Raw genomic sequence first — 12,185 nt, 5'->3', positions numbered from 1 at the left:
TGGGCTTTTTTTAAATCAGGAGTTAAGTCATTTCACTGTAAAACTAAGCAATTACATAATGAAGTGCTATGACAAACGCTAAAAGACTCATCACCTCTGTGATTTCAATCGCTGCACCAATTGTATCGCCCGTCACGCCACCTATACGCTGAATAAATTTCCATCGCAAATACAGTAAAGTACAAATAAACGTAAATATACTCACAACTCCAGGCCAGCTAAAATACAAACATGCACTTAGGCAGAGTGTAAATATCATGTATGCCGACTTTCGTGGAATAGTTGCTGCTATCGATGAGCCTAAACCTTTTTCGCGAACATACTGAGTTGTTAAAAACAAAAATAAAGGGGCTAAACGTCCTAAGACTGGAAATACAATTAATGCCAAATACATTTGCTGTTGTAGCAAAACATAAAGTGCCGACCATTTGAGTAAGCAAATCACGACGAGGCTCAAAACACCGATCGGCCCACATGCAGGGTCTTTCATGATTTTTAGTGTACGCTCGGCATCACCAAAGCCACCGACCCACGCATCTGCCGTATCAGCTAAACCATCTAGATGCAATCCACCTGTGAGCCAAATCCAAACTACCAGCAAAATACTGCTGAGTAAGATAATCGGCAGACTATGCAATGTAAAAGCAAGCAAGGCAAGAATGCCACCGATCAACAATCCCACCGCTGGATAAAACAGTAAAGATTGTCCATTTTGCTGTTTCGATGGCATCGCTTTAAGTTGAATCGGGAAAGTCGTGAGAAACTGTAGAGCAATCCAAAAAGGTGTCATTCACTTTGCTCCAAAAGACGAATATTTGCACGATTTTGCACAATGAATGAATTTAATTGTCCCAATTCAGCCGTCATTTTTAATAAATCATCTAAGTGACTTTGCTGTGCCGTACATTTTAATAATTTAATCACGCCACCATGGGAAACCAATAAAACGCGGTGCCAATGATGCTGTTGAGCCTGCAAGACTAACTCATCTAGACCGCTTAATATCCGATGTTGAAATTGCTGAAGACTTTCTGCATTCGGTGGCGTAAATGTGCTGGGGCTTTGCCAAAACTGTGCGAGTAACTCTGGGGTGTTTTCATAGATATGCTTGGTTGATACCGCTTCCCAGTCGCCAAAATGCATTTCTTGAAACTTCGCATTTTCAAACATTGGACATTTGAGTTGTTGAGACAAATCTAAAGCAAATAAACGGCAGCGCTGTAAGTCAGAAGTAATGATGACATCCCAACTCACTAAACCGTGTGTATGTATGACGTTCAATACATCATCTATGGTCTGCTGCATCTGCTGCCAACCTTTTTGCGTCAAAATATCATCTGTAGAGCCACGTAAGGTATGGCTCAGTTCAGTCTCACCATGACGCAATATATCTAAACGGAAATGTTCCATTTAAACTTTTTCACCAATCACAGCAGCTTGCGCGAAAGTTGCCATATTGTTATGTAAACGACATGCCAAACGAATTAAACCCAAGGCTGCACCGGCACCGCTGCCTTCACCTAAACGTAAATTCAACTTTAAGAGTGGTTCAGCTTCAAGGGCTTGAAGTAAACGTTGGTGCCCATATTCAGCCGATTGATGACCAAAAAGCATCCATTCACGTACAGCAGGATTTAAACGAACAGCGACCAAGGCAGAAACCGTACTAATAAATCCATCCACGACCATTGCTAGCCCCAATTGCGCACAGCGAATGTATGCTCCAACCATTGCGGCAATTTCCAAACCACCTACAGCACATAGCGCTTTAAAGACATCTTGGCCGACATAGTCCTGATGTAAAGCTAAAGCTTGATCAATCACTTGTTTCTTATGTGCCAATTGTTCAGCACGAATACCTGTACCAACACCTGTCAGTTTTTCGGCCGGCTCATTAAATAAAAAACATGCAACAGCAGAGGCCGAGCAGGTATTGCCAATGCCCATTTCCCCTGCGACATAAATAGACGCACCTGCAGCGATAGCATCTTCAACACTTTTACGGCCGAGATTCATCGCTTCAATACATTGTGATTCGCTCATCGCAACAGTTTTAGCAAAATTTGCTGTACCCGCTGCAATACAGTAGCGCTCAACCCCTGCATATTCATAGGCTTCACCTACAGAGCCACAGTCAATCACTTGTAGTTTGGCTTGATACTCACGTGCAATGACACTAATACATGCACCACCGGTCGTGAAGTTTTGTAGCATTTGGCGTGTGACAGCTTGTGGGTAGGCCGAAATATTTTCTTCCATCACGCCATGATCACCTGCAAAGATGGTGATCCATGGGAAATCGATATTGGGCTGATCCGTGTTTTGTAATGATGCAAGTTGCACCGCTACATTTTCAAGTTCTGAAAGCGAGCCCGTAGGTTTAGTTAGCTGTAACTGGTGATTTGACGCCTGTTGCTTAGCTTCGATACTCGGATTTTGACAGGGTTCTTGCCACCAGTTCATGCTTTATCTCCTTTTAAGATCATTGGAAAACCTGCAACACAAAACACCACATGGTCAGCAATTTGACCAATTTGTTGATGTAAGCGCCCAGATTCATCGACGAATTTTCGACTGATTTGTCCCATGGGAACAACGCCCAGCCCAGTTTCGTTACTGACTAAAATAATGTCTGACTTTAATATTGGCAGCACCGTAAGTAATTTTTGGCATTGTTGCTGTTGAAAATCTGCTTGTTCATGCAGCAATAAATTACTCATCCACAGCGTTAAACAATCGATAAGAATGGTTTGATGAGCTTGGTCTATTTCAACTAAGCGATCGGCTAAATACAAAGGCTCTTCAATCAGCCCCCAATGTTCAGGTCGGTCCGCTTGATGATGCTGAATTCGCTCCTGCATTTCCTCATCATAGGCTTGTGCTGTCGCCACATAGATGACGGCTTGAGCACTTTCTTTGGCTTTTTGTTCTGCAAGTCGGCTCTTACCTGAACGCGCCCCACCCAAAATGAAATGAATCATGACTGTGCCATCTCTATATTTTGTCTGAACTGATGTTGATAATAAGGACTCAAAGCCCCTTGTAATACTTGAGCCTGATAATGACCAAAAGTCAGTTGCTCGCTTTCAAAATCAAAGCTGTGCTGCTCAATTTGTTGGATTCTTTCAAAAATATCATCGCTATTCCACGCCTGTTTATACAAGCCCAATGTGATATGCGGACAATATTCGATCGATGCAATTTCATTCGAACTAAAATTCAAAGCTTGACGTAGATGGTCTAACTTACGTTCTAAATCCACAATTTCAATAAACAGCGCGCTTTGAAAGCTATTGATCTGACCTGTACATAACCGAATATTAGATAGCGATAACTGTCGAAGTTGTTGTTGGTGCAGTGCCAATTCATCTGCTGAGAAATTATCATTCCATCGTTGTTCAGAATGATCGAATAATTGGGTTTTATTCAGCTCTTGAAAAAAACCACAAATAAACACGGTAATATGAAATTGGCGCGTATTCGGCGTGTATAAAAGATCTGAAAACTGCGCTCGAAGTGCTGTGAGATATGCCAATAATTCAGGATCCTGTATTTCTATATACCACAAAGCATAGTGATGACGACCTTGATGCCAATCGGGATAATCCTGATTGAGCGTAGGTACGACTTGCGTTGAAGGTTTTAGAAACACAGATAAATCACTTTAAATTCAATCTGCTTTATTAAAGCATGAATCAAAACAGACTTTGCCCAATTTTGATTTAGTAATATTCATTTAAAGCTGAAATTCATTCATCTAAAGCTTCTTTGTAAGAAAAAAATGCCGAGTCATACTCAGCATTTTGATTCAATATACATTGCGCACAGATAAGCATTATATTTTAGGCAAATTTCACAGTATCTTTCTGATCTTGCGTTACAGCATGGTTTTTCCAAGATGTGAACTGCTCTGTGGACTGATCAGAAAAATGGTGCAACTGTATCATTACATTGGCCTCAATCTGTTCAATACGTTCCAGTTGTTCAAGCTCGTTTGTCTTTTTCAGTTCTGAAAATTGCAACTGGATAAAGTTGATAACCTGATCCATCGAACATTGATTTACACTCACGGCATACATCAAACCATAGACAATCCCTTGTTGTAGATGTGTTGTCTCCAGTCCATATTTCACATTGGTCGCCAACGAGCCCAACACTCGTTCATTAATTGCAAGTTTACGTAAAGGATCTCGTGCCACACGCGCACATGGATCTTTATACGCATGTTCACAAGAGTTTATAAAGCTTTCTGCCAGTCGTGTTAAATCAAAAGCACGATTAGGTAAGCATCGTGCTAAACCAGCCTGTACCTCGTCAATGAGCTCATGCATAAATTGTTCAATGCGATTATCTGCAAGTGCTACACCTATGTTTTGATGATTTAACAATACGGATTTCCAAGCCAACATGGCATGTACACCATTCCATAAGCGATTTTTTATTAACTGGATATCTTCAATATGATCGACCAAAATCATTTGACGCATTTTTTCTAACAAAGGACTGTTATTTTCTACATAGATCGGCATGTCAGATTCTGCGTTAAATAAAATTAAATCCATGCTTTGCAATATATGACTTGGGTGGAAATTTCGGCGCATATCCTCAACATATAAAGTGGCTTGACGTTCCTGAACAGGATTTAATTTCGTCGCATCTTCTAAGTCTAATTGAGCATTCACTTCAACTTCATCTAATTGAAATTGTTTGAAGATATTATATTTTATACGGAGCTGACGATATAAGTTTTGGTCACTTAACTTAGATACCATGCGGTTGACCACGGTGTCGCAAAAATAGTGTTGTTGTATAATTTTCTCAGCAACGACCGCCCCTGCAAGCTCAGTTAAAGCCTGTTTTAAATGTGACATTAATAATTGTTTTGCCCCGACTTTATTCAAAATGATGAGTATAGTTAGGGGTTCTATGGCTTTTTCATCATGTGCAATATGTCGTGCATACAGGCCTTGCGCAATGGTTTTGGCTTCTTCCGCAATCGCTTTTTCAGGCAAACAGATGGCAACTAAACTCGACTCCGTGTACATTTCTTGCATCTGCTGAATATTTTCAGCATCAATGACTGCCATGTTTTCAACGCGTTCGTCATAAGACAATTGACCATAGCGAATACTATAGGTACCAAATGCATTGACCGCAGAACGATATAAAGGGTTACGAGTCGATGCATAGATTTTTTTCGGGCGAGTATAACCATCCCAATGCGACAAAATTTGAGCTAAATAGCCACCACCAATCGCCCCAAAACCATGAATACCGACAGTGAGCTGATTAAGTGTTTGTGGAAAAGCCTCTTGCACATGCGGCATCTCTAAATGCGCAGTGAACGGGTCAAGTTCCGTCAAGCAGTCATACATACATTCATAATAATATTTGGCTTTGGACAGCATGTTTTCATTGGGCGATTTAATATCTTTAAACAGTACAGTAATACCGCCAGCGTCAAAGGCTGAAGTCACACCATTTTCCGAATCTTCAAACATCAAACAATCAGCAGGACTTAAATTCAGCTTTGCGGCAGCACGTATAAATATTTCCGGATGCGGTTTACCATTTTCAACTTCATCACCACAGACTAAGACATCAAAGAACTTATACACATTGGCATTGATGAGATATTCTTCTGCGATTGCTCGGCGACTCGATGTTGCTACAGCCATCCGTAGTCCTGACTTGCGTAAGCGTTCTAATACTTGAACCAAGCCTTTTTTGATCGGTACACCAAACTGACGAACATGCTCCAGCTCTAATTCATCTGCACGTTTGCGAATATCTGCGTATGGAATGTTTTCATCATATTCGGCTTGGGCCAATCGATGCGCGCTTTGTGCACTTAGCCCCAAACAATTCATCAGATATGATTCGGAAAACTCAACACCGATCAATTCAAGAGATGCCTGTTTCAATGTTTGAAACCGTAAACGTTCAGTATCAAACATTGTTCCATCCATATCAAAAATGGCGCCCAGAACCAAATCATTATTAAATTTAAGCATTTAACCTCCGTTATTTTTTATGTGAAAAGAATAACGGAGAAAACTATTGATTCAGTACTTTGAGAATTAATGAAACAATTGTGGTTATTTTTTAATCAAAAAGCTTGCTTTTAAAATCTATTTTGTAAAATCAATCGCTGATCAAGTAACATCATGTAATCAAAACCCACTGTTGTCAGGATAGGCCTATCTTCACACCGACCTATTGAAGTAAGTATACAAGTCTCTGCATATTTCACTCAGTTACTCGCTTCACGGTTTGAGTTTTGGTTTGAAATAAAAAGAATACGATTAAACCAAGCATCACTAAAAATAAAAAATAATACGGAAATTCTTTGTGCCACTGGTATAAACCCGTACTAATCAGTGGCCCGACAACAAAACTCAAAGCCTGAGTGGCTGTACACCAACTTGCCACCTTAGTCTGTAACGCACTGGGCGCCGTTTGCGCTGCACCCGTTGTAAATGCAGGGATTAAACATGCTACCGATATACCATATAACAGGTACGTGGCTTGAAATATCCGTAATTCATTGGTGAAAACCGAAATCAGCAAGGCTACTGCCATGCTAAACAGCCCAACCCACAGTAAGCGATATACGGACCAATTTAAATACTTAGAAATCAGCGTTTGCATAATCACCAAAGCAATACCGACGACAAGAGAACATTCTGCAAAATGCACTGCGCCTTCTGCAGCAGTCATATTAAAGCGGTCTTGAATATAAAACCCGGCCGTTAAATTTACGGTCACGATGGCAAGATAGAGACTAAATCCCAACATTAACCATGGATAGCATTGCTGAATGCTCAAATCCGTAGATGGTGACTCATGCTTTTCTGTCACTGGCTTTTCAACGCTATGCTGTTCGGTATGTCGGTCAAAGCTGAACACCAAGACCGCAGAAATCAACGCTAAAATAATGATTGCTGCCCAAAGCGGCGTCATGATTCCACCAAAGCCCAACAGTAAGGTTGTTAGAAATGGACCAATGATCACGCCTGCACTGTTTAATGCACCGAATTTTGACATTGCTTGTGAACGCTGCTGCTCATTGTTAAAACGAGTCATCACATAAGTTTGCAAGGCAATCTGTGGCATCGCCATAAATACCCCAGTGGCTGCACGTGACAACATCAATAAACTAAACAGCAACAACATCCCTATCTGAACAGAAAGGCCATACATCAACACTGCAGTAAATAGCCCCCATGTCACAGCCATCCCCACAAAACCGATACTCAACAGTTGATAAATCGAAAACTTGGATTGATTTTTTGAAATGTAAATCGCACCGATAGCCATCAGCAGCGCACCGACGGAAACCATTGCTCCGCCTTGTAGTTCAGAAAGCTTTAACTCTCGAACCAATGGCGCCAACAGCGGCAATATCATCGAGAAACTTGCACCATTGGCAAGACTGGCAGCAATAAACAGTTTGTTATTTCGATCCATTATTTTTGTTACCCATTTTTAATGGCTACGTTATAAACAATAGAGGTGACTTAAGCCACCTCTATTTTGTAAGTCACGATACCGTGCTTTAAACCCGATTCAGGATTTAAATCAGTATTTCACCGTATAACTTAAACCGTAGGTACGACCTTGAGCTGCTAGGCTAGAAATTGGGCCATAGACAGTTTCAACCGACTGGCTGTATACCGACTTATAATCCGTATTCCACACGTTGTAGACACCAAAGCCCACATTACCCGGTCCTACTTTTGCATTGGCAATCACGTCCATCGTTGCAAAGCCTTTAATTGCCGCTGCTGGAGCAGACCCATATTTCACAGCGTCTTTTTGGGCTTTGTCTGTACCGCCAATCGCTAAAGCTTGAACACGTAGGCTCATGTCATTATCAAATTGCCATTCTGAAAATGCTGTTCCTTTTAAAGGTGCTACACGAATGGCATCCAACTCTTGCCAGTCACCTTGGGTATTTTTAAATTGACCCGTGGTATATGCAACTGTGCCGCCAACAGTCCAATTTGGTTGAACTTCATAACTGGCATTGGCTTCGACACCATAGATACGTTCATCGGTATCAATAACATCAATGGTGTAATTCGGCGCACCAAATTTCAGGCTTTTATCTGAGTCATTATAAAAAGCTGTCACTCCTGCATTTAAACCACCGGCATTTTGTACACGCCAACCGAGTTCATAGTTATTGACTTTAATCGGGTCAATGGTTTGGCTATTAATCACAGAATTTGCTGGCACATCACGCAGCATACGTTGCACATCGGGCAAGTTTGAACCTTGTGAGAAATTGGCAAACACTTGCTGTGCATCTGTTAAGTGATACACCGCGCCAACATTAAACAGCGTTGCATCATGTTTTACTTTGCCGCCATTCAGTGTTTTCGCCACATAACCTGGGGTTAAATCTGCAGTAATTGCTTCCATATAAGGCACAGATGAATCGACATCGCTTTCTACACGTTCATGGCGAATGCCTGCTTGTAAGCCAAGTCGGTCGGTTAATTCATATTGCGCTTGGGCAAATACGCCAAGTTTTTCTGTTTCAACATCTGGGCCAAAGGCATAGTAGTTAAACGGCTGATAACTCAAACCATTACTTTGAATAAACGTTGCGCTGTCATACATTTGGATATTTTGTTGATCTTTTTCATTTTCATAGTCCACACCATAGGTTAAACCCAGTTCACGACCATTTAAGTTAAGATCTTTTTGTAGAGCAACACGCGCGCCTAAAACATCGATATCGGTTTCTGACTGATACACCAAGAAGAGTTCAGGTGCCATTTGACGTGCAGATGGGAACCACCGTGCTTTTTCATTTCGATAATAGGTTTCAGCGTTTAGACGGTGGCCTAAAATATCTTGATTTTCATATTGTGCGTTGACGCTATAACGTTCAGTTTGTGGTTGTTCAGCAAGTTGTAAGCCTTTTACCGCATTTAATGACAACGGCAGCTTGCCACCCACGGGCTGTGAGCGCAGCGCATTTAAATTTGGACCATAGTCAGGGCCATAGTCACTATCTTGCTCATCATTATAATATTGCGCGCCAAAACTCAGCGTTTGACCATCGGCAATTTTCCAACTGACACGACCATTTAGATCTAAAGTGTCGGTATCTTGACGGTCTGTTTGTGCAATTTCAGGTCCAATACGGTTGCCATGACTATCTTGTATTTCACCACGTTTGGTATAGCTTGCACCTAAAGTTCCGCGTAAATTGCCTTGATTAAAGTTCATGGTTTGTGCAGCTTCATAAGCCAGAGCATCAGACTTAAAGTTATTACCAGAAGTAACACCGACTTTCGTTTCAAAACTCAGCGGTTCAGATCCACCTCGTTTGGTGATGATATTGATAATACCGCCTGTCGCACCTGAACCATAAATACTACTTGCGCCAGAGACCACTTCAATTCGTTCAATCATCGACGGGCTAATACTCGCCAGTTGTCGAGATCCATCACGATATCCCGTTTGCGGCACACCATCGATCATGTATTGCACCACACGTCCACGCATGGTCATCCCATAGTTAGACGTTGTACCACTCGATGGAGTCAGTGATGGCACCAATAAACCAACAATATCAGCTGTGCTTTTACCTGCATTGGCTTGTTTTTCAATTTCTTCTTTAGGAATGCTGTACACCGTACCCGCAATATCTGCAATGCTTTTCGCAGAACGAGTTGCCGTCACAACAATCGGTGCCATTTTAGTAGCTACTGCAGTTTGTGTTTCAACTGCAGTATTTTGTGCTGTGTCCGTTGTGACGTCTTGTGCATAAAGCTGAGTGCAAATTGCAAGGCTGAGACACGTCAGTTGCATCGGTAGAGCTAAACGTTTCATATTCTTTTCCATTTCTTAGAGTTCCGATTGAGTCGGAAGTGTTTGAGTTTTAAAATTTTGTGTTTTTAAAACAATGCGCTGACTAATTAAGACGCTGATTACTGAGCCAATTGCCAATACCAAGTAAAAATGTCCATAGCCTAATGATTTTGCGAGAAAGCCTGAAAATGCACCGCCAATGAAGTAAACGAGCAATTCAAAGCACACTAATATGGTGAAATCGGTACCCGCCTGTTCTTTAGAACTGGTCTGCATGAAATAGGCATAGAGTGATGTCATGGCGATATAACGAATGGCTAGCATCAACACGACAAATAGACCTAAAAGCAGATGCCATTGATTCAACCACTCCAATACAACGGCTGCCCCAATGACGGCATATAGCAATGTACGTAACCATCCTGCCCAGACCAACAATTGCGTCGCTTTGATTTTTTTCAGCAATACAGCTGCACTAACAGCTGCAATCAGACCGACACCGGCACCGACCACAGACATCAACACCCCGATCTGAGACAGTGACCATTTTTGATCGATCAACATGGGATTCAGCATTGCCATAGCGGGTGCTTCCACCACGCGATAACAAACGATGAGCAGCAAGGCCCAACGAATCGCAGGTCGTTTAAACGCTTGTCGTAGGCTTGGTTTGGCTTTGGCAATTTGAGTTTGTGGTTCTTCTTGAATAAAAAACACAGCAAACATGGTTAAAAATGTCAGCAGCGCTAAAGTTGTGAGCGCTGACTGCCAACCCCAATATTGGTAAATCCATAAAGTTGCAGCGCCACCAAGCATGCTACCGACGGCCACCCCAATACTCTGTGCCATACTGCCCAGACGGTAATTGCCTTCGGTAAATTTCTCTACGGTATAACCATCAATCGCAATATCTTGCGTTGCCGCAAACGTTGAAATCCATAAACCAACAATGACAAATAAAGTCAGCCCATAAGAAAACTGCGTAAAGGCTAAAACCAGTACCCCCAGTACCAATGCGATTTGCGTAAACAACAGCCATGTTTTACGTTTACCGAGTTTTTTGACATAGAGCTGATCGATCCAAGGCGCCCAAAAAAACTTGAATGCCCATGGAATATAAAGCAGCGATAACATGCCGATCCAGCGTAAATCTACCCCTTGATGTCGTAAAATGGCAGGCAAAGCCACATTGTAAAAATACAAAGGCAATGCATGTGCTAAGTACAAAATAATCACGACGCTCAAACTCAGGACTGAAATTTGAGATGGTGAAATTGCATGATTTAATTTTCTTGAGTGTTGTTGCATATCCACCTCTGCACTGCCCATTGCAGCGCATCAGACTGTTCTAATGAAACGTAATAAGGCACACGCCACGCTGCATGCAGCGCGGGTGTATTTAAACGTTTGAAGTCATCTGGATCTTGCGCAATACGCACCAGACCCAAACAATATTGAAAAAAGAGATGTTTAAACTTCTTGTACCAAACGGCCTGTATTTGCCGATATTCTTCAGGAAAAGTCGTTCCCTCAGCCGTTTGCATAACCAAAACAAAGGGCTGACTTTTCAGAAAAAAGCGCTCAACTTGAGTCAACCATTGTTCAAACTCTTCCACTGAAACATGCGCTGAAAAGCGCATGTCCAGTATGTGCATGTGGGTGCAGCGATAACTCATGACACCGCCTTAGCTAGTTGCTGATGCTGAAATGCCTTGGAGTCGTTTAAGTAATGACCAAATTTTGAATAAAATGTTTCTCTAAAGCAGTAATACAACATGGCGGTCTTTTCAGGCATTGGGATTAGGCGCTGCGCTTCATAGCACATGTCTTCAACCACGACGGCATAAGGCTTCACACTATGATCAGGCTCTCCCACAATCTTGGCTGATGCGGCATTTTCAAAGATATAAAAACTCAATAAACGCATGACGGGACGTAAATAGCCTTTACCAAAAACGGACTTTTCACCAAATAACAAATGCCAACCTAGATCAAGCTCATCACCGTCGTAGTACAAACCTAATCGATCCCGTTTTCCTTCGTAAATCTCTGTGTAGCCCACGTCTTCACCATTGACTCCTACGATCAAAATTCGGTGATGATCATCTGCCAGCATTTTTTCGTAATACACTTTTAGTTCAGTTTCTGACTTATTGAGTTGCCACTGTGGAATCACATGCGGTTCATGCATCCATTTATGAACCAAAGCCATATCTTGTGGATATTGCATTTGTCGTAAGTAGTATTGCGTCTCATTCTCATAGTATTCATAAAAATCAGGTAGTTGTCGTGATAACGTTGTCATGATGTCGTCCTTTAAATTTATTTAATCTTTTCTGTTCTTAGCTCAAAAATCT

At 41.7% G+C, this 12,185-nt stretch carries 11 protein-coding genes; all 11 read right to left on the bottom strand.

What is annotated here, in order from left to right; translation table 11 throughout:
• Window positions 1–43: 43 nt before the first annotated feature.
• Window positions 44–790, bottom strand: a complete 747-nt coding sequence (locus FTV37_RS10495) for an adenosylcobinamide-GDP ribazoletransferase (RefSeq protein ID WP_180063812.1) — start codon at window positions 788–790, stop codon at window positions 44–46.
• Window positions 787–1,410, bottom strand: coding sequence for a histidine phosphatase family protein (locus FTV37_RS10490; protein ID WP_180063811.1), 624 nt, complete (start codon window positions 1,408–1,410; stop codon window positions 787–789). Before FTV37_RS10490 ends, FTV37_RS10495 begins: the two co-directional genes overlap by 4 nt.
• A complete protein-coding gene (gene cobT / locus FTV37_RS10485; RefSeq protein WP_180063810.1) occupies window positions 1,411–2,463 on the bottom strand; it encodes a nicotinate-nucleotide--dimethylbenzimidazole phosphoribosyltransferase in 1,053 nt (350 codons plus the stop codon).
• Entirely contained in the window at window positions 2,460–2,981 is a 522-nt protein-coding gene (gene cobU, locus FTV37_RS10480) for a bifunctional adenosylcobinamide kinase/adenosylcobinamide-phosphate guanylyltransferase (RefSeq protein ID WP_180003751.1), read from the bottom strand. Before cobU ends, cobT begins: the two co-directional genes overlap by 4 nt.
• A complete protein-coding gene (locus FTV37_RS10475; RefSeq protein WP_180063809.1) occupies window positions 2,978–3,652 on the bottom strand; it encodes a 2'-5' RNA ligase family protein in 675 nt (224 codons plus the stop codon). The genes cobU and FTV37_RS10475 overlap by 4 nt, the downstream gene beginning before the upstream one ends.
• A gap of 190 nt (window positions 3,653–3,842) precedes the next feature.
• Complete coding sequence (gene mtlD / locus FTV37_RS10470; RefSeq protein ID WP_180063808.1) at window positions 3,843–6,014, bottom strand: bifunctional mannitol-1-phosphate dehydrogenase/phosphatase; 2,172 nt, start codon at window positions 6,012–6,014, stop codon at window positions 3,843–3,845.
• 235 nt (window positions 6,015–6,249) lie between these two features.
• Window positions 6,250–7,470, bottom strand: a complete 1,221-nt coding sequence (locus FTV37_RS10465; protein WP_180063807.1) for an MFS transporter — start codon at window positions 7,468–7,470, stop codon at window positions 6,250–6,252.
• 111 nt (window positions 7,471–7,581) lie between these two features.
• Window positions 7,582–9,849: a TonB-dependent receptor gene (locus tag FTV37_RS10460; protein WP_180063806.1), complete on the bottom strand. Its 2,268-nt coding sequence runs from the start codon at window positions 9,847–9,849 to the stop codon at window positions 7,582–7,584.
• 15 nt (window positions 9,850–9,864) lie between these two features.
• Window positions 9,865–11,136, bottom strand: coding sequence for an MFS transporter (locus FTV37_RS10455; RefSeq protein WP_257221052.1), 1,272 nt, complete (start codon window positions 11,134–11,136; stop codon window positions 9,865–9,867).
• Window positions 11,112–11,504, bottom strand: coding sequence for a hypothetical protein (locus FTV37_RS10450; protein WP_078190999.1), 393 nt, complete (start codon window positions 11,502–11,504; stop codon window positions 11,112–11,114). The genes FTV37_RS10455 and FTV37_RS10450 overlap by 25 nt, the downstream gene beginning before the upstream one ends.
• On the bottom strand, window positions 11,501–12,133 hold the full coding sequence (locus tag FTV37_RS10445) for a GNAT family N-acetyltransferase (RefSeq protein ID WP_180063804.1): 633 nt from the start codon (window positions 12,131–12,133) through the stop codon (window positions 11,501–11,503). Before FTV37_RS10445 ends, FTV37_RS10450 begins: the two co-directional genes overlap by 4 nt.
• Window positions 12,134–12,185 lie beyond the last annotated feature (52 nt).

The organism is Acinetobacter sp. YH16042 (assembly GCF_013417245.1).
Taxonomy (GTDB): Bacteria; Pseudomonadota; Gammaproteobacteria; order Pseudomonadales; family Moraxellaceae; genus Acinetobacter; species Acinetobacter amyesii.
This window is presented reverse-complemented; position numbering and strand designations above follow the sequence as displayed.